Source organism: Paractinoplanes hotanensis (assembly GCF_023717965.1).
GTDB classification, from domain to species: Bacteria; Actinomycetota; Actinomycetes; order Mycobacteriales; family Micromonosporaceae; genus Actinoplanes; species Actinoplanes polyasparticus.
Genome location: NZ_JAMQOL010000040.1, coordinates 99,973 through 121,159 on the forward strand (window position 1 = coordinate 99,973; position 21,187 = coordinate 121,159).

Below are 21,187 nucleotides of genomic sequence, written 5' to 3' on the forward strand. Positions count from 1 at the left end.
CAGGTATGACCCTGCTCAGCCCGGCCTCCCGGGCCGCGCCGTCTCCATGGGCATAGCCCATCGGGCAGCTTGTGAGCCGGATTCGCGCCGACCTACGGTCGGAACACTCGTGCATCCAAAATGGAGGTGGCTCATGCCCGTGTGTCCAGTCGCCGGTGTTCCGGCGGCGGTGCCGTCGTGAGCACCCAGGAAACCAGTCCGTCGGCGCCGGCCGCAGTCGTCTGGACCGGTCCGGGCCAGATCCGCCGCCTCGCCACCGCGATCGCCTTGGGGGAAGCGGCCGGTGTGCTGGTTCCGGTGGTGGTGATCGCGCTGATGGCCAGGATCAGCACCGAAGCCATGTATGTGCGATCGCTCTATGTGCCGCTGGCGCTTCTCTTCGCCGCGCTGCAGGTCGGCTTCGACGTGAGCAACCAGGTGGCGGCGTCGGTGAGCCGCGGTGCGGGCCGGTCGCAGGACGTGCTGCCGGTCGCGGCCAGCATGGCCCGGATCGGCCTGGCCGTGTGGGGGGCGGTCAGCGTGGCCCTGATGGTCGCGGCCCCCGGCCTGGCGTCGCTGCTGAGCGTTCCGGAGGCCTCGGCCGGTGAATTCGTCGCCTTCACCCGCTGGGCCGCCCTGGCCAATCTCATCTTCTTCCCGACGGTGCTGCTCTCGTCGAGCTTGCGCGGGCAGGGCCGCCCGCGCTCGGCGGCGGCGGTGGTGCTGACCGGCGCCACCGTGGAGGTGGCGGGCGTCGCGATCCTGGGCTTCGGCACGGATCTCGGGGTGTTCTCCCTGCCGATCGCCATCGCGGCCGGTGGTGTGGCTGCCCTCACGGTCGGCGCGGTGCAGGTCTACCGCTGCGGTCTCTGGCAGGTCCGCGGGCCGATGGTCTGGCGGTCCGAGGCGATCGGGCGGCTGACCTCCGTGGGGTTGCCGGTCGCCGTGTCGTTCATCGTCATGGCTGTCGCCGGGGCGGGTCTGCTGTGGGCCCTCGGCCCGTTCGGAACGGATGTGGTGTCCGGTTACTCGGCTGCCGGCGCGCTGCAGAACCTGCTGATCGTGCCCGCCTCGGCGCTCGGGTCCGCCACGGCGATCGTGCTGAATCAGCTGCGGGGCGCCGGGCGGCACGGCGACGGGCCGGCGGTCCTGCGCGCCGGTCTGCGCCTGACCGCGGTCGTGTACGCCGTGCTGGCCGCCGCGATCTGGCTCGGCCGGGAACCGCTGGCCGAGCTGCTCGCGGACGACCCGGCGGTGTCCGCGGAGACGGTGACCTTCCTGGCGATCGTCGGTCTGACCTACTTCTGCCTGGGCCTGAACGTGATGACGCTGCTGCTCGTCGAGCAGGTCGGCGGCGGGCTGATCGCGTTGCTGCTCAACGTGCCGTACTTCGGCGGCATGGTCGTGCTGGGCAGCATCATGGCACGCACCCAGCACGACCCGTCGGCGCTCTACTGGACCATAGCGGCGCTCAACCTCTGCGGCGTGCTCATCGTGCCGCTGATCACGTGGCGTCACGTCCGTCGGATCAGCCGGGTGGAAGCCTCATGAGCGGACCGGTGTGGCGGGCGGAGGAGGTCCGCCTCAGTGTGGCGATCATGCACCATCCGGTCCGCGGCGGCGCCGCGGACCGGATCGTCGAGGCGTGCCGGCCGCTGTCCGCGCGGATCGTTCCGGACCCGGCGCCGGACGCGGTCCGCAGTCCGTTGCGGACGGCCAAGGTGGCTTGGGCCGCGATCGCCGATGGAGCCACTCATCACCTGGTGCTTCAGGATGACGCCCGGCTCGTCGCCGGGTTCGCCGACCGTGTGGCTGACGCCGTCGCCCGGCGGCCGGCGGCCGGCATCGCGCTCTACACCGACTGGAGCAGCCCGCAGAACAGCTATCTGTCCCGGCTGGCCGCGGTGGTGGGATCGCCCTGGGCGCCGTTGTCGCCGATGGAGTGGACTCCCGCGCTGGCACTGCTCCTGCCGGCCGGGACCGCCGCGGAGCTGGCCGCCTATCTCGCCCCGATACCGGACGAGGTCACCGACGACGATCAGATGATCGCCCGGTTCTGCCGTGAGCGGGACCTGCCGATGCTCGCCACGGTGCCCCACCTGGCCGACAACCGGGGAATGCCCACGCTGGTCGACGGTCACGGCGGCCGGCACCACGCCACCGTGTGGGCCGCGCCGCCGACGCCGTCCGCCGCCCACTGGGACGTCGATCCACGGACCGACGCCGCCCTGGCCGCCCGGTCGCGCTACCGGCGGCACGACGAGTACATGGTGCAGGTCAAGGACTCGCGGTGCCTGATCCGGCTGCTCCGGCCGCATACCGGTGAACCGGGGGGCAACGAGTTCTGCTGGTACTGGGACGACTGGTGCGACCTGATCGGGGTCAGCGGGCGTGAGGTCACCGCCGGACTGGCGGCCCACCTGGACACCCTGGACGGTCTGCGGCCGCCGCCCCGGCCGGCCATGGAGCTGTGGGCCGCCGGATACCTGCTCGGCCTGGACGCGGCGCGGGTGCGCGAGAGCCTGCCCGCACCGCTGGCACCCGCTCGGGACAGCACGATCCGGGCCGCCGTGGCGTCCTGGGCCGGCTCCGGACTGACCGCGGCCGACGCCGGGGCACTCGACGCGGCCGGTCGCGCGGCGCTGATCGACCTCGGCGCGGCGGCGGTCGCCCTCGGGCTGCGCCGCGGCGGCACGGCCCCCTTCGTCGCGGCCGGCGCACCGGCCGGCCCTCATGGAGAGGAACCCGCATGACGACTCTGGCCACCACTTCCGGCCCGGCGCTGGACACTCTGGTCGAACGGATGGCGCGCCGCGAGGTCGCGGCGCACTTCCTCGTGCCGGCCGACCAGCCGCCCGGAGTGATCCGGCCGCCGGCGCCGCCGATGGCGGTCCGGATCCTGCCCTGCCCGGTGTGCGGGGCCGACGCGGCCGCGTTCCGGTCGGCCGGCATCCCGCTGCCCTTCGCCGAATGGCGGATCACCGAGGCCGGCGAGCCCGGCCCCGGCGACCTGCCCGCGATGACCGTGCTGGGTTGCGAATGGTTCGCGCCGCGCGCGGTGCTGCCGGTGGCCCTCGCGATCGAGCGGTTCGGCCCGGTCGTGGCCAACGGATTCCGCAGCCGTGGGGTTGCCCTCACCGAGCTGCCGGGGCTGTCGCTGGGCGCCGCGCTGGCCGAGCTCGACCGGCAGGAGGACTGGCTGGAGGCGCTGCTGGACGAAGGAACGGACAGCTTCCCGGATCGGTCCGACTGCACCGTCCCGGCGGCCAGCCGGCCGGTCGGCCCGGCCGCCACGTGGGGCGCCTACCGTGACTCACTCACCGCGCGTTTTGTGGGCCCGCACGCCTCCGACGCCGACCTGGGCCGGTGGAACGACTCGTACCTGGCCGTCCGCCGGACCACCGCGGCCCGGACCCTCGGGGGGTACGCGACATGCCGAGCCTGACCACCGACGTGCGCCGGCGCGAGGTTCCGTTCACCGGATCGCGGGCGATCACCGGGCAACTGACGTGGGGGCAGGTGCTGGTGGAGCGTGACATGCGGCGGATGCCGCCCGGGACGGCCTACAACGTGACCGTCCCGGTGCTGATCCCCGCCGGGGTACGAACGGCCGACGTGTTCGCCGCGGTCGGGGCGTTGGTCGGCCGGTACGAGGCACTGCGTACGAGGTTCCCGCGGGAGAACGGCGTCCTGGTCCAGGAGGTCCTGGCGGCCGGCACCGTCCCGGTCGTGGTCTGGTCGGACGACGGTCCGGCCGACGAATTCGCGGCCGGGGCGCGGAAGCTGGACGAGCAGCTCGAGGCGGCCCCCTTCGACCATCAGCGGGACCTGCCGCTGCGAGTGCTCGTCTGCGTCCACCGGGGCGTGCCGCGGGCCCTGGTCCTCTGCGTCTCGCACCTGGTGGCCGACCTGCAGAGCAGCCGGCTGGCCGCCCGGGTCCTGGCCGAGCTGCTGACGGCCCGGGCGGCGGGCCGGCCCGATCCGGACCCGCCGGCCATGGTGCAGCCGGCCGATCTGGCCGCCTTCGAGCGCTCGGACCGCGGGCGCGCGCTCAGCGCGGCCGCCGTGGCCCACCTGCGCCGCCAGCTGACGGCGGCGCCGCTGGACAACTTCGCCGGGCTCGCGCCGGTGCCGGCGGCCGAGCCCCGGTACTGGCGCGGGGTCGTCGACTCGTCGATCTCCGGATCCGCGTTGGGGCTGATGGCCGACCGGTACCGGACCAGCACCGCCACGATCGCGCTGGCGTTGACCTCGGCCCTGCTGGGCGCGGTGGCCGGCGCCGACCGGTGCGGGCTGTTGCTGGTCACCGGGAACCGCACCACGGCGGCCCAGCGTGCTTCGGTCGGCACCCTGACCCAGCACATGCCCACCGTCGTGGATCTGACCGGTCCGGCCTTCTCCGACCTGGTGCGGCACTGCTGGGGCGCCGCGATGCGGGCGTTCCGGCACGGCCGCTTCGATCCCGTCGACGGTTGGGCGGCGGTGGACGAGGTGAGCCGCCGGCGCGGGGCCGAGCCCGAGATCCGGTGTTTCTTCAACGACATGCGGGCGGGCCTGGAGCCGGCCGCGGCCGCCGAGCCGCCCGACCGGGAGTCGGTCGCTCGGGAGCTCGCCGAGCCGCGCTTCCGGTGGACCGAGCGCCGGGCGGCCGGTTCGTCGTTCTTCATGGAGCTCGGTGACGTGCTCGACGTTCCCGGCCGGTTGCGCTGGACGCTGCTCGCGGACACCACGCTGCTGCCGCCGGAGACCATCCGGGCCGTGCTCACGGGCGTGGACCGCTTGCTCGTGCGCCTGCTCGACACCGACCTTCTCCTTTCCGACGTGGCCGGGGCGGCCGGCCTGCCGGACCGTGTGGCGGCCGCGAGCTGACGGATCTCGCCGGGGACCGGGGCGGGGCAGCGCATGCTGCCCCGCCCCGGGTTTTTCATCGCCGGGCGGCGGTGACCATCTCCGGTTCGGAGTCGGCCGGCGGAGCGGGGGACCCCAGCGGCCGGCCGCCCAGGAAGCGGGGGGCCCACCAGGCGGCGCGCCCGAGGAGCGTCATCGTCGCCGGCACCAGCAGCATCCGGACGATCACGGCATCGATCAGGACAGCCAGCACCAGCCCCAGGCCGACCTCCTTGATGGGCGCGAATCCGCCGGTCATGAACCCGGCGAAGGTGACCGCGAGGAGCAGGGCGGCCGCGGTCACGATGCCGCCGCTGCGTTGCAGGCCCTCCCGCACGGACTGGTCCGGGCCGGCTCCGGCCAGCCGGCGTTCCCGGATCCGGGAGAGGACGAAGATCTCGTAGTCGGTGGCGAGGCCGAACGCGATCGCGCCCACCACGACCGGGACGGTCAGGTCGATCCCGTCCTGTTGTTCGGCGCCGAGCAGTCCGGTCAGGTGCCCGTCCTGGAAGACCCAGACCACCACGCCGAGCGCGGCGACCAGGCTCAGCAGGTTGGTGATCAGCGCCTTGAGCGGGATCAGCACGGACCGGGTGAAGGCCAGCAGCAGCACGAAGGTGGCGAGCAGGACGATGCCACCGACGATCGGGAGCCGGTCGCGCAGCTCCTGCTTGTAGTCGACCAGCCGGGCCGCGTCCCCTGTCACCTGCACGGTGAAGGGCGCTTCGAGGTCGCGGATGTCACGCACCGCCCGCGCGGTGTCCGGGCTGCTCGTCGGGTGCTCCGGGGTGGCCTGCAGCACGGTCAGGCCGCCCCCGCTGCGGCCCGGGTTGACCGCCGCGACTCCGGGCACCGCCGCGATCTGCCGCTGGAGCTCGGCCAGTTCGGGACTGTCCGGGGAAGTCCGTGCGGCCACCGTGATGGCGCTCGGGCCCGCCTGCTCGGGGAAGTGCTGCCGCAGCGCCTCGGTGAGCTGCCGGGTCGCGCTGTCGGCGGGCAGCGACTTCGGATTGCTGGTGTCCAGCCGCAGGCCGGTCAGCGACAGACCGGCCACGATCAGGCCGATCAGCACCAGGAACACCGTCAGCGCGGGCATCCTCTGCACGCCGCGCGCAACCGAGGCGAAGATGCGGCCCCGTTCGCGCCGGCCCCCACGGGCCGGCTTGATCTTGTTACGCAGCAGCTGGAGCAGTGCGGGCAGCAGGGTGATGGCGGCGAGCATGTCGATCAGCACCACCGCGGCGCCGGCCACGCCGATCGACCGGAGGAACGGGTCGGCGAAGGCCACCAGACTGACCAGGCTGACCGCGACCGTGAGGCCGGAGAAGACGATGGTCCGGCCGGCCTTCTCCGAGGCGCGAGCGAGCGCCTCGGCCGGATCGGCGATCTCCGCCCGTTCCTCCCGGAACCGGCTGACCATCAGCAGGGCGTAGTCCACACCGAGGCCGATGGCGAGCATCGTGGTGACCTGGATCGAGTAGATCGAGACGTCGGTGAAGAAGCTCATCACCAGCAGCGCGGTGAAGGTGCCGCCCACGCCGACCAGAGCGATCAGCAGCGGCAGGCCGGCCGCTATGAGGGACATGAACACCAGGAGCAACAGCAGCAACAGCAGCGGGGCGGAGATGATCTCGGCGCGCCGGGTGTCCGAGGTGGCCTGGTTGTTGAACTCGCGGTCGGTGAGCGGGCCACCGGAGACCACCACGGTCGCGCCGGTGATGCCGGTCAGCTCCTTCTGCACCTTGTCGGCCAGGAGGTCGCCGTTGTGCGCCAGCTCCACACCGACCAGCACCGCCCGGCTGTCGGAGGCGACCGGCGCCTTCGGCCCGAACGGGTCGTTGACGTTGAGCACGCCGTCGATGCCGCGCAGCTGCGTGACCGCGCCGGTGACCGCGCTGCGGAAGGCCGGGTCAGTGGTCGGCCTGCCGCTGATCACCGCGTTGATCACCGGTGGGGACAGCTTCGCGTCGCCGATCGCCTTGGCTCCCTGCTGCGACTCGCTGCCCGGGATGGCGCCGACGGTGGTGGTCATCCGGGCGAAGACACCGTTGCCGACCGTGAAGCCGGCCGCGGCGATCACCAGCCAGATGACGAGCACGAAGGCGGGACGCCTGCGTGCGAAACGGGTAACGGCACGGATCATCGCAAGCTCCTCAGACAGGAAAATCTCTGTCCTGTCATCGTGCTGACCCGGCTCGGCGGGCGGATCGCCGACGAGAGTGAAGTCCGCTCTCACCCGCGCGGGGGAGCCCGTTCGGGGCGGACGCCTCAGTCGAGCGCCTCACCCGGGCTGATCAGGCCCGCCTCGTACGAGAAGACCACCGCCTGGACCCGGTCGCGCAGGCCGAGTTTGGTCAGCACATTGCTGACGTGGGTCTTGACGGTGTGGTCGCTGACGGTCAGGCGGGCGGCGATCTCGGCATTGGACAGTCCGCGGGCGATCAGGCGCAGCGTCTCCCTCTCCCGGGCGGTCAGCTCGTCCAGCAGGGCCGGCGGGCGCAGCGCCGCGTGCGGCCGGCGCAGCAGGTCGGCGATCACCCGGCGGGTCACCGTCGGCGCCAGCAGGGCTTCGCCCTCCGCCACGATCCGGACGGCGTCGACCAGCTCGGCCCGGCGCATGGTCTTGAGGAGGAAGCCGTTCGCGCCCGCCCGCAGCGCGTCGTGCACGTGCTCGTCGACGTCGAAGGTGGTCAGGATGAGCACCCGCGCGTCGGTGGTCGCGCAGATCCGCCGGGTGGCCTCGATGCCGTCGATCGGGCCGTCCATCCGGACGTCCATCACCACGACGTCCGGGCGCTTCTCGGCCACCACCCGGAGCGCCTCCAGACCGTCGGCCGCCTCGCCGACCACCGTCATGTCCTCCTCGGCGTCGAGGATCATGGCGAAGCCGCCCCGCACCAGTTCCTGATCGTCGACGACCACGATGCGCAACATGCCGGCAGCACTCCTCGAATCACGGCTCACTCGGTCGGAAGAACGGCGTGCACCACGAACCCGGCGCCGGTGGGACCCGGACCGACCCGCAGTTCGCCGCCGCACGCGGTGACCCGCTCCCGCATGCCCATCATCCCGTACCCACCGCTGATGTCAGCCGCGCCGGTGCCGTCGTCGGCGACCGTGAGGCGGATGTCGCGTGGGGTGAACTCGATCAGCACGTCCACATTCGACGCGTGCGCGTGCCGGATGGTGTTGGTCAGCGCCTCCTGGACCACGCGGAAGGCGGTCGCGTCCGCCTCGGTCGACGGCGCCCGCTGCTCGCCCTGCCGGCGCAGGGTCACCTCCAGGCCGCTGCGCCGGGCCTCCTCGAGCATGCCGGGCACATCGGCCAGGCCGGGACCGGGGCGGGCCGGTCCGTCGCCGTCGGCCGAGCGCAGCGCGGCCAGCGAACGGCGCAGCTGGGCGATCGCCGTCCGGCCGCTCTCCGCGATCACCTCGAAGGTCTTCTCGGCCCGCTCCGGATCGTTGCGGGTGACCACGGGCCCGGCCTCGGCCTGCACCACCATGACGGCGACGGTGTGCGCGACGATGTCGTGCACCTCGCGCGCGATCCGGTTGCGGTCCCGGGCCGCCGCGGCCGCCCGCTCCTCCTCGACCCGGGCCGCCCGCTCCTCCAGCATGGCGATCCGGTCGCCGCGGCCGCGGGCCCCGACGCCCAGGCTGTAGGCCGCCACGTACGCCATGCCCACGTACCCGAAGGTCGCCGGGTCCTCGCCCGGGATGATCAGCGACACCACCACCGCCACCGACTGCACCACGATCGCGGTCTGCCGCCACGGGGAGGGACTCAGCAGCGCGAACGTGTACGTCGCGACGAGCGACCCGAACGGCAACGGGGGCAGCTGGTGGGCCAGCCCGAGCACGCTGATCGCCGCGCCCACTGTCGCGGTGGTCAGCAGCGGGGCCCGGCGACGCCAGAACAGCGGCAGCGACGCCAGGGCGGCCGCGATCAGGTGCCACCACTGCCCGTCCGGCGAGAGCAGCACGGGCAGGGCGGTGGCGACGAACACGCCGACGGCGATCAGCCCGTCCACCCACGGCTGCGCGTTGCGTGGCAGGCGCCTGGGCCACGAGCGGGCAGCCGCCGGCAGTCTGGGCCACGAGCGGGCGGCCGCCGGCAGGTACGAGGGCAGCGGCACGGGCGGCTCCTGACAGGGCGGGGGTCGGTCTCAGTATGCCGGTCGAAGGCCCCCCGCCCCGGCCCCGAGCGCACCCGCCGGCCTCCATGTCTTGTTTAAGACATGGAGGTGGATGACCCGATGGGCGGGCCAGTTGGATGAAGTCTTCCGAAGAGAAGGAGACACCACGTGAGCACAGTCCGCGTCGCCATCGCCGGGGTCGGCAACTGTGCGGCATCGCTGGTGCAGGGCGTCGAGTATTACCGGAACGCGCTGCCAGACGACTCCGTTCCCGGTCTCATGCACGTCGTCTTCGGCGAGTACCACGTCGGTGACGTCGAGTTCGTCGCGGCGTTCGACGTGGACGCGAAGAAGGTGGGCCAGGACCTTTCCGAGGCCATCGTCGCGAGCGGGAACAACACCATCAAGATCTGCGACGTTCCGCCGTCCGGGGTCGTCGTCCGCCGCGGTCCCACCCTGGACGGCCTCGGCGAGTACTACCGGGAAGTGATCGACGAGTCCGACCAGCGGGCCGTCGACGTCGTCCGGACGTTGCGCGAGTCGGGGGCCGACGTCCTGGTGTCGTATCTGCCGGTGGGCTCGGACGAGGCCGATCGGTTCTACGCGCAGTGCGCCCTGGAGTCCGGGGTGGCGTTCGTCAACGCCCTGCCCGTCTTCATCGCCTCGGATCCGGCCTGGGCGGCGCGGTTCACCGAGGCCGGCGTGCCGATCGTCGGCGATGACATCAAGTCACAGGTCGGCGCCACCATCACGCACCGGGTGCTGGCGAAGCTCTTCGAGGACCGCGGGGTCCGGCTCGAGCGGACGTACCAGCTCAACTTCGGCGGCAACATGGACTTCATGAACATGCTGGAGCGCAAGCGGCTGGCCTCGAAGAAGATCTCGAAGACCCGGGCCGTCACGTCCCAGGTGCCGCGCGAGATGGCGGCCAGTGACGTCCACATCGGACCGAGCGACTACGTGCCGTTCCTCGAGGACCGCAAGTACGCGCTGGTCCGGTTGGAGGGCCGGGCGTTCGGCGACGTGCCCCTGCAGCTCGAGTACAAGCTCGAGGTCTGGGACTCGCCCAACTCGGCCGGGGTGATCATCGATGCGGTGCGGGCCGCCAAGATCGCCAAGGACCGGGGGATCGGCGGGCCGCTCCTAGCCGCCTCCTCGTACTTCATGAAGTCGCCGGCCGAGCAGTACGACGACACCACCGCCCGGGACGCCGTCGAACGGTTCATCCGGGGCGAGATCGAGCGCTAGCAGCGGAGAAGCTGAACAGGGGAGAACCGGTTTCCGGTTCTCCCCTGTCGCGCGTACGGTCTAGATGTCCCGGTCGAAGCGGTACACCCGGCACGACGCCGGCTCCGTTCCGGCCAGCGCCACCGCGCCGACATGCTCGCCATCGGCGGGCAGGTCGCGGACGAAGTAGCAGCCGGTCAGCCGGCCCGACGGATCGCGCACCACCGCGCCGGCCACCGGCAGCCGCAGACCCAGGGCCAGCCGCGCGCCGGCGGCCTTGACGCAGGCCTCCTTGCGGGTCCACAGACGCAGGTACGTGCGATATGCGCCCGCCCCGGCCGCGGCCACGTCGGACGCCTCCTCGGCGGTGAAGAAGCGGGCCGCCATCCGCCGCGGGTCGAGCCCGGGGCGGGGATGGTCCACGTCCACCCCGAGCTCCCGCCCGGCCACCGCGACCAGGGCCACTTCGCCCGCGTGGGCGAGGCTGAAGTGCACCGGGACTCCGGCCAGCCAAGGCCGGCCCCGTTCGGTGCGGCGAAACGGCAGATCCGCCGGCCGGAGGCCGAGCCGGCCGGCGAGGATCGCGTTCAGCGCGGCGTGGGCCACGACGAAGCGCCGGAGCATGTCCGGATCGCCGATGCCGCCGGCCCGCCGCCGATCGTCGGCGGTGAGCCACCGGGCGGCGTCGGCGGTCCGGTCGAGCGGGACGGTCCAGACGTCGACGACGTCCGGTTCAGTCACGATCGAGCTTGCCCTGCAGCAGGCCCTGGAAGGTGTTGAGCCGCTGGATGTTGCCAGTGCCTTCCATGAACTCGACGCCACGCGCGTCGCGGACCAGCTTGTCCAGCATCGGCTGGGTCAGCCGCGCTCCTGGTCCGAAGTAGTCCAGCGCTTCCAGCGTCACCTCCTCGGCGAGCCGGGCCGCGCGGGCCTTCGCCGCCGAGGCGAGATGTCCGTCGGACGGCCGGGCGTCCACGACGGCCGCGGCCCGCAGGATGAGCTGCCGGACTCCGGCGATGCGCCGGCCGGTCCGCTCCCAGCGTGACCGCTCGGCCTTGGACAGGGAAAGACGGTGCTCGGCGACGTATTCGTGGGCGGAGCGGGCGATGCCCAGCGCGATCGCCGCCACCCCGGGCCGCAGCCGGTTGAACATCTGCACACCGCTCCACACACCCCGCCGGGTGGGGCTGAGGTGGCGCCCCAGCACCCGCTCGGCCGGAACCGGCACCTGGTCGAGCCAGATCGCGCTGAGCTGCGCGCCCCGGAGCCCGACGGTCGGGATCGGCTCGGCCTTGAACCCGGGCGCGGTGGTCTCCACGAGCACGGCGGTGGCGCCCAACGGGCCGGGGCGGTCGCGCGCGAACACGACGCCGACCGAGGCCCGCGTCCCGTTGCCGATGTAGCGCTTGGCCCCGCGCAGGAGCAGCCCGCCCTCGCCGTCGGGCTCGAGCGCCGTCTGCATGGCGCCCGCGTCCGAGCCGTGCTCGGGTTCCGTCAGCGCGAAGAAGGTCCAGGTCGGGGCGGCCAGCATCCGGCCGTAGAACCACTCCTTCTGGTCCCGGTCGGCCAGCAGGTCGATCAGCACGCCGGACAGCGAGGGGCCGGGCGCGGCGAGCATCATGCCGGCGTCGCCGGCCGCGATCTCCTCGGCGAACACCACCCGCTCCATCGCGGTCATGCCGTCGAACCGGTAGCCGCCGATCAGCGGGCGGTCCGGCAGCCAGGGCTCCGGGATCAGCATGGTGGACAGGTGGCGTACGGCCGGATTCTCCAGACAGCGGTGCACGGTGTCCGGGTCGCGGTCCAGCTCCAGCGCGGTCGAGCGAAGGTCGCGGGCCCAGTCCCGGGCGTGCCCGCGGGCCGTGCTGAGCCGTTCGTCCAATTCGATCATCAGTTCTCCCCTCCACCGAGCCACGCGTCGGCCAGCAACTCCGAGGCGTTGACCAGCGATCCGGGCCCGGCCATGGTGAAGCCGCCCGCGCCCAGCAGTCGCAGCAGCATCCGGTCGGCCTGGGTGATCTGCCGGTGCAGGTCGGCCAGCGTCTCGATCGGCGGCCGCACCCCGGTCAGCGACGTCCGGACCTCGATCTGCTCGGTCACCACGTCGGCCAGCGTTCCCTTGACCATCTGCTGGAGCAGCAGGGCGGTGTCGCCCGCTCGGCGGCTGCCGAGGTGGACGATCGTGCTGTCGAGCAGCGCCTCGGACAACCCGAGCCGCAGCCCGGCCAGCCGGGCCACCCAGGCCGGCCAGGGCGCCGGGTCGCCGGCCGGCTCGGTTTCGCCCCGGTAGCGGACGGCGGCGAGCGGGCCCTCCGGGGTCTCCACCGTGCCCAGCCGCTCGACCCGGGCCGGGTCGAGCACGGCTACGGCGCCGCCGTTCCAGACCCGGCGGGCGTCGCGGAGCACGGGTTCGGGCAGCACGCAGCAGCCGGTCGGTCCGCAGGTGAGCGTCGGCTCCGGCAGGCCGTCGTGCAGCCCGGCGAGCGTGGCTGTGAGCCCGTGCTCCCGGGCCGTGCGGCGAGCCGTCTCGACGCTCACGGCACGGCCTCCTCGTCGGGGGCGGGCAGGACGGCGACGCAGACGGTGCCCGAGACCGGGTCGCGATCGGCGACCGCGACCGGTCCGGAGACGCCGGCCCGGCGATGCGCGTACTCCGCCCAGACGCCGGCCGCGCCGAGGTCACGCACCGTGGTCGCCGGGGCGCCGCCGGCCAGGCCGGGACCGGTGATCAGGGGAATCTCCGCCGGCACCAGCTCGCGCAGCAGGGCCCCGGTCGCCTCGGGGGCGACATCAGGGCACTGGTGCACGGCGATGCCGTCGGAGCCGGCCGGCTCCAGCACCATGGCCACGCCGATGTCGTGGAGCGGCAGCGGATAGCGGGCGCCGGTCACGTCGTACGGAATCGTGGTCTGCTCCATGACCAGCAGCAGCGCCCGGCAGCCGGGGAAGTCGCCGGAGTACGTGCCCAGCAGCCGCAGGGCAGTGAACGGCGCGACCGGCCCCTGGTCGGAGACCGCGAAGGCCAGCGGGTCGCCCGGCAACTGTTCGTTGAGGTAACAGGCGGTGACCCGGCGCGGGTCGGCGTCCGGGGTGGCGTGCGCGAGGACGACGAGGTCGACCGGGCCGGGCGTCTCCAGATCACGGACCAGCTGGTCCGCCATCTCGGTGAAGGGGACCCGGCTCGAAGCCGCGTGCCGGTCCCGGCGGAACCGGCGGTCGTACAGCGCGGTCATGTCCGACAGGTATTCCTCCAGCAGCGGATCGTCCTGGTAGGGATCCGGGGCGGGAGCGAAGCGGCGGACGATCACCTGGGCCGGCCGGAGCCGGCCCGTGCGGGTGGTCGCGGCCGGAGCGGTCGACAGGAACATCGGGTCAGGCCAGACCCTGCTCGAGGACGTAGTCGGCGAGCGTGCCGACCGTCTCGAAGTGGTGCTGCTCCAACGTGTCCGAGTCGATGACGGCGTCCAGCTTGTCCTCCAGGTGCATCAGCAGCTCGAGGACGTTGGTGGAGTCCAGGCCGAGGTCGTCCATCAGCCGGGTTCGTTCGGTCAGTTCGACGTCGTCGCGGTTCAGCACCGCGACGACCGCGTCGATCACGTGGCCGACCACCGCCGCGCGGTCGACGGTCGCTTCCGAGGCCATGGTCATGGCTGTGTCCTCCTGTGCGTGGGTCAGGGTTGGGTGGCAGGGGCGAAGATCTGCGGGCCGAGGAGGTCCTCGACGGTGTCGCGGCGGCGGACCAGCCGGGCCACCCCGCCGTCCACGAGCACCTCGGCGGGATGGCCGTGGCTGAGGAACAGAACGGGGGAGGCGCTGGGGCCGTACGCGCCGGAGCGCAGCACGCCGACGAGGTCGCCGGGCTGCAGTTCGGGCAACTCCACGTTGCGGCCGACGGTGTCGTTCGGGGTGCACAGCGGTCCGGTGACGTTCCACGGGCCCGCGTCGTCGCCGGACCGGTTGAGCAGTCGCATCGGGAAGTTGCGCTTGACGAACGACCCGATCCCGACGGCCGCCATGTGGTGGTTGGTGCCGCCGTCGGTGACCGCGAACCGCTCGTCCATCGACGTCTTCACGTACCGCACCCGGGTGACGTAGGTGCCGCTCGGGCCGGCCAGATAGCGGCCGAGCTCCAGCAGCAGCCGGGCTTGCGGGTGCGCGGCCCGGAATCGCTCGATCACGGGGTTGAGCAGCTCGGCGACCGCCCGCGGGTCGAGGTCGGACTCGTTCGGGAAGTACGCCACCCCGAGGCCGCCGCCGACATCGACCACCTCGAGCGGGAAGTCCAGCCGCTCGGCCAGGCGCTCGGCCAGGTCGATGATCCGGCGCGCGTTCTCGGCGATCACGCCGGGGTCCAGGATGCGGGTGCCCATGTAGGCGTGCACTCCCAGCACCCGCAGCCCCGGGTGGTTCTTCACCAGATCCGGCTCGTCGAACAGGCGCAGCTCGTCGATCCCGAACTGGCGGGCCTTGCCGCCCATGGTCAGCCCGGAGCCCTTCACCGCGAAGGTCGGGTTGACCCGGAGCATCACCGGCGCCTCGACCCCGCGTTCCCGGGCCAGCTCGTCGAGCAGGCCGAGCTCGCCGAACGACTCGCAGACCACGGCGTAGACGCCCTCGTCGAGGCACGCCTCGAGCTCGGCCCGGCTCTTGCCGGGACCGAGGAAGATGATGTTGCCGGGAGCCACCCCGGCCATGAGCGCGGTGCGCAACTCGGTCATCGACGACACCTCGGCCCGGGCCCCGACCGAGTGCAGGAGCGCGCAGACGGCGAGGTTCGGGTTGGCCTTGAGCGAATAGAACATCTCCAGCGCCGGGTCCAGCCGGTCGCGCAGGCCCTGATACTGCTCGCGCAGGCTGTCCCCGTCGTAGACGTAGAGCGGTGTGCCGAACCGGTCGGCCAGCTCGGACATCGGGATGCCCTGGATCGTCGTCTCCCCGGTCATGGCCGTGCTCCTTCCGCCGCGGCCGCCAGCCGGCCCGCGATCTCGCCGTCCATCGCCATCAGCTCGTCGGTGGTCGGCGCGATGAGGAAGCCGTACAGGCGTCCATCGGCCGGCCCGGCGCCCTCGCGCACCGCGGCGTTCACCGTCGAGAAGTTCTGCACCACCATCCCGGCGTCGCCGGCGGCGCGCAGGAGCCACGGCCCGAGCGCGTCGCGCACCGCGGCGAACGGCAGCGGCCGGGTCAGGCGCACCGGGTACTGGCGAGCGAGCGCGCACCAGCCCGGCGGCACGTAGCGTTCCTGAAGTCCGACCTGGTAGGTGGACATGTTGTTGCGGGCGTTGATCTCGACCACCGGGTAGAGCCCGCCTTCGGGGTCGACCATCGCGTCCACCCCGACCACGCCGTGGTAGCCGTCCGCCGCGAGCCGGCGGCCGAGCGCGGTGGCGCTCTCGGTCACCACTGCCAGTTGGCTCTCGTTCAGGCGGGCCGGCATGCGGTGTCCCTTGTGGACGCCGTTCTCGGTGACCGCCTCCTTGACGAAGTCGAACTGCACCGAGCCGTCCCGGCCGACGGTGAATTGGTAGTTCAGGTCGGTTGTCTTGGCGACCCACTCCTCCAGCACCAGCGCCAGCCGGTTGTCCCCGGAGCGCTCGGCCCGGCGGCGCAACTTACGGTGGATCTGATCCAGCCGTGCCGCGTCCCGGACCAGCAGCAGTCCCTTCCCGGACACCCCGTACGAGTCCTTGAGCACCACCGGGCATCCCGCCCGCAGAAGGCCGTGGGCCTGCTCCACGGCCGCGTCCAGCTCCGCCATCGACTCACAGGTCCAGCCGGTGGACTGGCGCAGCCCGAGCTCGGTGGCGATCCGCCGACTGTAGATCTTGCCGTTGACCGCCTTGCAGGTGGCCGCGGGCGACCCGGCCAGGGTCAGGCCGGTGCGGGCCGCCAGTTCTTCCTCGTCCACGGACACGCCGTGCGGGAAAAGCGCGACCTTGCCGGCCAGACCGGTCAGCCGGGCCAGCAGGGCGGGGCTGAGCAACGCGTCCTGGGTGACCGTGCGGTGCGGGTCCTGCTGGTCGGTGGTCAGCAGGTGGGGCCGGGCCGCGCCGAGCGACTCCAGGTACGCCAGGTGGTCCGCGTCCGGCTCGTCCTTGAGCAGCACGTAGTCGTCCGGGCCGGCGAGCAGCAGGGTGAACTCGTCCATCCGGTTCACCACCGCATCCCCGGCGGTGAGCGCCACCCGGGGCAGGCCGGGCTCGTCGCTGCCCCAGCGCTGCTCGACCTCGAAGTTGCCGACGAACAGCAGGCTGGTCGGCTCGGCGCCGAGCAACGCCGTCCGCAGCCGGCGCACGAAAGGTTCCCGTACGGTTGTCATCTCGTCCCCTCAGTGTTCGAAGACCATCGCGGAGAAGGTGGAGCCCAGTCCGACCGCGGCCATCAGGTAGTGGTCGCCGGGCTTGAGCCGGCCTTTCTCCCGCGCCGACACGTAGTTGAGGAAGGAATCCGCACAGAAGCAGTGGCCGGTCACCGGCATGTTGTCCAGGAACAGGCGGTCCACCGGGATGCCGGCCTTGCGCGCGACCCGCACCCAGGACACCCGGTTGACGTTGTGCGGCAGCACCAGAGCCAGGTCGGCCGCGGTGATCCCGGCCCGGGCCACCGCGGCCAGGATCACCTCGGTCAGCGCGTCCGGATAGCGCTGCTGGAACTCCATGGACATCTCGGCGCTCAGCGACAGCCCCGCGTTGAATTCGCCGTGCGTGGCCGAGGCGTACGAGAGCATCCGGTCGCGGTCGCCCGAGCCGATCAGCACCGCCGCGCAGCCCTCGCCCATCAGCGCGGTGCCCGGGATCATCCGGGCCGACGGGGTGAACGCCTTCTCCCCGACGAAGATCAGAGCCACCGCGTCGGGGTCGCCGTCCTCTGCCAGCAGCCGGCCGCACAGCTCGACGGCCAGCAGCCCGGAGGCGCAAGCGTGCTGGGTTACCGCGAACGCCTGGGCGTGCCGCAGGCCGAGCGCGTCGACCACGTCGTGCAGCGGGTCCTCCGGGTACGGGGCGATCGCCTGCAGGGTCCGGGCCTGCACCACGTATTTCACCTGGTGCTCGCGGCCGCGCAGGTCGGTCAGTTTCGCCGCCGCGTTCAGCATCAGGTCGGTGATCGTGCCGGTCGGCTCGCGCAGGACTTCGGCCAGGCCGTAGTACCGGTGGAACATCCGGACCTGCGTGTCCGACAGGCCCAGCTCGCCGGCCAGCGAGGCGATCGGGACGCGCTGCGGCGGGTGATAGGCGGAAACCGCTTCGAGTGCGGTCATGCGCCGGTGTCCTGCGGCAGGGCAGACAGGTACGCGGTGAGCGCGTCGATGCTCGGGTGGTCCCAGACGAGCGTCGGTTCGAGCCGGACGCCGAGGTGGTCCTCGATCTCGCCGCACAGCGCGAGGGCGTACACCGAGTCGAGGCCCAGATCGGCCAGGGGCATGCCGGCGTCGATGGTGGCCGGGTCGCGGTCGGTGAACTCGGCGACCCGCAACAGCAGCCAGGGGCGGAGCTGTCCGGCGTCCTGGTGGTTCGGCAAGGTGGTCAATTCCGGCTCCTTGGGCTGTCGGGTAGCGGGCCGTTGCACAGGTCGAAGGACCGGCCGCCGGCGTACCGGCCGGCCAGTTCCGCGTAGAGCGGGCCGGCCAGCGCCATGGGCAGCGGCCGGGGCACGCCATCGAGCTCGCCGGCCAGCCGCAGCAGGGCCCCGGTCACCCAGGCCGGGTCGGCCAGGAAGGTCCCGGGCCGCCGCCGCTGCTCGACCAGCCATCGACCGAGACAGGCCGACGCGGTCAGCACGGTGGTGTAGCGGGCGGCCAGGTCGAGGGCGGCCGGATCGCCGCCGACGGCCAGGTCGGACGGGCGCAGGGCGAGCGCGGCCGTCCGCAACCGGGCCAGCTCGGCGACGAACGTGCGGGTCAGCTCGCGCACCGGGGAACCGGCGCCCGGCGGGAGCGCCTCGGCCGCGGCGAGCAGGTGCGACATCAGGGGATCGGCGGCCGAGGCGATCCGGAGCCGGTCGAACGGCAGCGGCGGAAGCGCCTCGTCCGGGTCGTGGAGACCGGCCGGCGGCGCCTGTCCGGTGGCCCAGGATCGCCGGGCCAGCCGGGGCAGCTGCGGGAGCACGGTGGCCAGGCAGGCGACCCGGGCGGCGTGCCCGAAACCGGCCGGGGCCAGGTCGCGCTGCATCTTCTGGAAGATCCCGTACTCGCCGGCCCGCAGGTAACTTTGCGCGCCGAGCAGTTCACCCAGCCGGGCCATGGCGTGGATCGCCCGGCCCGACACGACGTACTTGACTGCCGATGCGTACGCGTTGGTGTCCTCGGGCAGAAGATGGACCGCCCGCGCCACGGTGGTGGCCAGGCAGTCGGCGATCAGCAGGTCGACGAAGGACTCGGCCAGCACGGACCGCACCACCGGCATGGTCGCCACCGGCCGTCCGCGCAGCATCCGGTCCTCGCCGAACCGCATGACCGTGCGCAGGCCGGTGTCGAGCACGCCCAGCGTCATGGCGGGCAGGCCGGTCCGGGTCAGCTGGAACGACCGCAGAGCGACCTCCATGGCCGAACCGGGCGGGCCCAGGGCCACGCCGGCGTCGACCGGGCAGTGGTCCAGCTCGATCCCGCCGAGCTGCACCCCGCGCATCCCGCTGCTGGCGAAGCGGGGTAGGTACCGCAGCGCGTCCGGTGGCAGCGCGTCCTTCTCCACGAACAGCTGCGTGTGACTGCGACCGCCGGGTGCGTCGGAGGTACGGCTGAAGATGACCATCGCGCTGCTCCGCCGGGCGTTGGTCACCACCTCTTTGCGCCCGGTGAGCAGCAGCTCGTCCGGCCGGCCGGGGTCGGCCCGGAAGTCGACCCGGGCGAAGTCGTTGCCGTGCGCCAGCTCGTGATAGACCGAGGCCACCTTCTGCCCCGCGAGCAGCAGCTCGGAGAGCCGGCGCTGCTGAGCCGAGTCGCCGCCCGCCCACACGTTCACCGAGGCGATGAACGAGCTGGCGCCATAGCCGAGACCCAGGCAGGGGTCGTGCCGGAACACCGAGCGCATCACCTGGATCAGCCGGTCCAGGCCGGTCATCCGGCCGCCCAGGCCGACCGGCACGAACTCGGCGTTGAGGCCGAAGTCGTCGAGCATCCGCTCGCCGTCGGCGAACATCTCCGAGCGCTCGTCGGCGGCGAGCACCGCCCGGTGGCCCAGCGGATTGGCCGGGTCCCACGGGTCGCCGAAGCGACGTTCCACGTCCGGCTCGGTGCTCATCACGCCTCCTCGGCGAGATCGAGGTCCAGCACGGACGGGCGACGGTCGCCGGGCAGCGCGGCGAACACCCGGTCGTAGACCGTGGCGCCGGCCGGCCCGGCTCCCAGCTGGTGCAGGACGAATGTGAGTGCCGCCTCGAGCCACAGACCGTCTTCCCACAGCGGGTCGGCGCCGGCCCGATCGTGGTTGTGCAGCCACAGGTGCACGGCGGCGGCGCCGGCCACGCAGAGCTCGAACCGGCGGGCCAGGTCGTACGCGGCCGGCTCCACGTCGTGCGCCGCCGGGCGGTGGGCGGCCAGTTCCGCATGAATCCGGCCGGTCGCGTCGAGCAGGGCCCGAGCGGGCGTCACGGGCCCGCCGGCGGCGTCGACCGCCGCCACCGCCGCGGCCAGCCCGAGCAGGGGCAGGCAACCGCCGCGGCCGGCCAGCGTGAGCCGGCCGGGGTCCAGTTCCGGCACGGGGAGGTCCAGCCGGGCCAGCGGACGCAGGCGCGACACGTCGGCCGGGGCGCCGGACCAGGCCCGGGCCAGCTGTGGGAACTGGTTGATCACGGCGTTCCGGTTGACCGGCGTGCTGCCGTCGAAGATGCCGACGATCCGGTGGTCCCGCTCGATCTTCTGGAAGCGGCCGTAGCCGGGGATCCCGGTGAGAAAGGCGCGGGCGCCGAGCTGCTCGCCGCAGCCCTGGAGCAACTGGTCGGTCAGGGTCGGCACGAAGGCCTTGACCACCGGGGCGAGCACGCTCATCTGCTCGGTCTCCACGGTCACCGCCCGGGTGGCCACGGCGGTCACGGCTTCGGCCAGGAAGTGCATCGCGTGGAGCCGGCCCACGGCGCGCCGCAGAACGGGCACGTCGGCCAGTCGCCGCCCGTAGAGCCGGCGCTCGGCCAGGTACTGCCGGACCAGCGCGAGCGCGTGGTCGGCCGCGCCCAGCGAAAGCGCCGTGCAGGCGGTCCGCGTCAGCTGCAACGCTCGCAGCACCGTCTCCAGGCCCGAGCCCGGGGCGCCGACGAGCTCGGTCGCCGGCACCGGGGCGTCCAGGAAGGAGATGCCGCTGATGTCGGCGCCGCGGATACCGTGGGTCGACTCCCGGGGCAGGCACCGGTAGGTGTCCACCGGCAGATCCCGCTTGTCGGCCAGCAGGACGGTGAACCCGCGGGGTCCGCCGTCCGGGTCGGTGCGGGCGAGCACGCACACCACGCCGGCCCGGGTGGCGTTGTTGATCAGCCATTTCGTCCCGTTGAGCCGGTAGCCGGCCGCGTGCCGGACCGCGGTCACCTCGCCGCCCATCAGGTCGCTCCCGTGATCCGGCTCGGTGAGGGCCCAGCAGACCGGGGTCCCGGCCAGCACGGTGCCGGCGAGCCGGAGAGCCTGGGCCGTGTCCGCCTCGCCGCGCGGCGCCCGGGCCCAGACCGAGGCGCAGCCCAGGAAGGTCTTGGCGTGTCCGACGGCCGTCGTCAGGTCCCGGCGAGCGACCGCGCGCAGAACCTGGACCAGGGTGTCGAAGCCGCGCAGCTCGCCGCCGTAGGCCGCCGGCACGTAGTGGGCCGGCAGCCCGAGGCGGTCCAGCTCGGCCCAGATCTCGACGGGGAAGGTCTCCGTCTCGTCCGCGGCGGCGACCCGGGCGTGGTTGAAGACGACCCCCGCGTCCGCCGGGTCACCGAGCAGTTCCTCGAAGTGCCGCGCGGCGGTCGCGGCGAGCGGCAGAGCCGGTGCGGCCATC

The 21,187-nt window shown here is 72.9% G+C and carries 19 protein-coding genes; 5 read left to right on the forward strand and 14 right to left on the reverse strand.

The annotated features are described in order from the left end of the window. Positions 1-177: 177 nt before the first annotated feature. The 4 genes from LXN57_RS27980 to LXN57_RS27995 are packed head-to-tail and all read left to right on the forward strand — an operon-like array spanning position 178 to position 4,848. Positions 178-1,530 (forward strand): MATE family efflux transporter, encoded by a 1,353-nt coding sequence (locus LXN57_RS27980; RefSeq protein ID WP_251801200.1) that lies wholly within the window; start codon positions 178-180, stop codon positions 1,528-1,530. Continuing rightward, positions 1,527-2,732: a hypothetical protein gene (locus LXN57_RS27985; RefSeq protein WP_251801201.1), complete on the forward strand. Its 1,206-nt coding sequence runs from the start codon at positions 1,527-1,529 to the stop codon at positions 2,730-2,732. The genes LXN57_RS27980 and LXN57_RS27985 overlap by 4 nt, the downstream gene beginning before the upstream one ends. Continuing rightward, entirely contained in the window at positions 2,729-3,424 is a 696-nt protein-coding gene (locus LXN57_RS27990; RefSeq protein WP_251801202.1) for a hypothetical protein, read from the forward strand. The genes LXN57_RS27985 and LXN57_RS27990 overlap by 4 nt, the downstream gene beginning before the upstream one ends. Next, positions 3,412-4,848 carry a condensation domain-containing protein gene (locus LXN57_RS27995; protein ID WP_251801203.1) on the forward strand — a complete coding sequence of 479 codons (1,437 nt, stop codon included), beginning with the start codon at positions 3,412-3,414 and terminating at the stop codon, positions 4,846-4,848. Before LXN57_RS27990 ends, LXN57_RS27995 begins: the two co-directional genes overlap by 13 nt. A 55-nt stretch (positions 4,849-4,903) precedes the next feature. Here LXN57_RS27995 and LXN57_RS28000 read toward each other — a convergent pair whose 3' ends face one another. The 3 genes from LXN57_RS28000 to LXN57_RS28010 all read right to left on the reverse strand — a co-directional run bounded on the left by LXN57_RS28000 (position 4,904) and on the right by LXN57_RS28010 (position 9,002). Continuing rightward, on the reverse strand, positions 4,904-7,009 hold the full coding sequence (locus tag LXN57_RS28000; RefSeq protein WP_251801204.1) for an MMPL family transporter: 2,106 nt from the start codon (positions 7,007-7,009) through the stop codon (positions 4,904-4,906). A gap of 125 nt (positions 7,010-7,134) precedes the next feature. Further along, positions 7,135-7,800, reverse strand: a complete 666-nt coding sequence (locus tag LXN57_RS28005; RefSeq protein ID WP_251801205.1) for a response regulator — start codon at positions 7,798-7,800, stop codon at positions 7,135-7,137. A 26-nt stretch (positions 7,801-7,826) separates the two neighbouring features. After that, on the reverse strand, positions 7,827-9,002 hold the full coding sequence (locus LXN57_RS28010; protein ID WP_251801206.1) for a sensor histidine kinase: 1,176 nt from the start codon (positions 9,000-9,002) through the stop codon (positions 7,827-7,829). A 168-nt stretch (positions 9,003-9,170) separates the two neighbouring features. Between LXN57_RS28010 and LXN57_RS28015 the strand changes: the two genes are divergently transcribed. Next, positions 9,171-10,250: an inositol-3-phosphate synthase gene (locus tag LXN57_RS28015; RefSeq protein WP_251801207.1), complete on the forward strand. Its 1,080-nt coding sequence runs from the start codon at positions 9,171-9,173 to the stop codon at positions 10,248-10,250. Positions 10,251-10,310: 60 nt separating this feature from the next. Here the strand turns inward: LXN57_RS28015 and LXN57_RS28020 are convergent, their stop codons facing one another. From LXN57_RS28020 to LXN57_RS28070, 11 genes are read right to left on the reverse strand one after another with little or no spacing between them, the layout of a single operon-like run. Continuing rightward, on the reverse strand, positions 10,311-10,970 hold the full coding sequence (locus LXN57_RS28020; protein WP_251801208.1) for a 4'-phosphopantetheinyl transferase family protein: 660 nt from the start codon (positions 10,968-10,970) through the stop codon (positions 10,311-10,313). After that, on the reverse strand, positions 10,963-12,120 hold the full coding sequence (locus tag LXN57_RS28025) for an acyl-CoA dehydrogenase family protein (protein ID WP_251801209.1): 1,158 nt from the start codon (positions 12,118-12,120) through the stop codon (positions 10,963-10,965). The genes LXN57_RS28020 and LXN57_RS28025 overlap by 8 nt, the downstream gene beginning before the upstream one ends. Further along, positions 12,120-12,767, reverse strand: coding sequence for a hypothetical protein (locus LXN57_RS28030; protein WP_251801210.1), 648 nt, complete (start codon positions 12,765-12,767; stop codon positions 12,120-12,122). Before LXN57_RS28030 ends, LXN57_RS28025 begins: the two co-directional genes overlap by 1 nt. Next, entirely contained in the window at positions 12,764-13,597 is an 834-nt protein-coding gene (locus tag LXN57_RS28035; RefSeq protein ID WP_251801211.1) for a hypothetical protein, read from the reverse strand. Before LXN57_RS28035 ends, LXN57_RS28030 begins: the two co-directional genes overlap by 4 nt. Before the next feature lie 4 nt (positions 13,598-13,601). Continuing rightward, positions 13,602-13,877 (reverse strand): acyl carrier protein, encoded by a 276-nt coding sequence (locus tag LXN57_RS28040; protein WP_251801212.1) that lies wholly within the window; start codon positions 13,875-13,877, stop codon positions 13,602-13,604. Positions 13,878-13,900: 23 nt separating this feature from the next. Next, positions 13,901-15,172: a diaminopimelate decarboxylase gene (gene lysA / locus LXN57_RS28045; protein WP_251801213.1), complete on the reverse strand. Its 1,272-nt coding sequence runs from the start codon at positions 15,170-15,172 to the stop codon at positions 13,901-13,903. After that, entirely contained in the window at positions 15,169-16,548 is a 1,380-nt protein-coding gene (locus tag LXN57_RS28050) for a preATP grasp domain-containing protein (protein WP_251801214.1), read from the reverse strand. Before LXN57_RS28050 ends, lysA begins: the two co-directional genes overlap by 4 nt. Before the next feature lie 9 nt (positions 16,549-16,557). Then, positions 16,558-17,487, reverse strand: a complete 930-nt coding sequence (locus LXN57_RS28055; RefSeq protein WP_251801215.1) for a 3-oxoacyl-[acyl-carrier-protein] synthase III C-terminal domain-containing protein — start codon at positions 17,485-17,487, stop codon at positions 16,558-16,560. Further along, positions 17,484-17,756, reverse strand: a complete 273-nt coding sequence (locus LXN57_RS28060; RefSeq protein ID WP_251801216.1) for an acyl carrier protein — start codon at positions 17,754-17,756, stop codon at positions 17,484-17,486. Before LXN57_RS28060 ends, LXN57_RS28055 begins: the two co-directional genes overlap by 4 nt. After that, a complete protein-coding gene (locus LXN57_RS28065; protein ID WP_251801217.1) occupies positions 17,753-19,465 on the reverse strand; it encodes an acyl-CoA dehydrogenase family protein in 1,713 nt (570 codons plus the stop codon). The genes LXN57_RS28060 and LXN57_RS28065 overlap by 4 nt, the downstream gene beginning before the upstream one ends. Then, entirely contained in the window at positions 19,465-21,186 is a 1,722-nt protein-coding gene (locus LXN57_RS28070; RefSeq protein WP_251801218.1) for an acyl-CoA dehydrogenase family protein, read from the reverse strand. Before LXN57_RS28070 ends, LXN57_RS28065 begins: the two co-directional genes overlap by 1 nt. Between the last annotated feature and the right edge of the window lies 1 nt (position 21,187).